Below are 218 nucleotides of genomic sequence, written 5' to 3' on the forward strand. Positions count from 1 at the left end.
CCTTCAGTTCGTCTGCGGGCGGTGCGGAATGGGCGCGCACCTTCACGTCGACGGGATTGACCGAAACGGCTTTGATCTCGACGAGCAGATCGTGGCCCCTAGCCTCCGGCATCGGCAGCTCGACATCGATCAGCGAGGTCTCGGCGGAGATCGGTTGGGGCGTTTTATAGGCGACGGCGCGCATGGGAAACTCCTGTGTTCGTTGCACGGAAGCTAGA

General features: G+C 61.9%; 1 pseudogene. It reads right to left on the minus strand.

What is annotated here, in order from left to right:
- Positions 1-184 (minus strand): annotated as a pseudogene (locus tag AF337_RS25555) (zinc-binding alcohol dehydrogenase family protein); the annotation flags it as partial.
- Between the last annotated feature and the right edge of the window lie 34 nt (positions 185-218).

The sequence above is a fragment of the Rhizobium ecuadorense genome, assembly GCF_001187535.1.
In the GTDB taxonomy this organism is placed as follows: domain Bacteria; phylum Pseudomonadota; class Alphaproteobacteria; order Rhizobiales; family Rhizobiaceae; genus Rhizobium; species Rhizobium ecuadorense.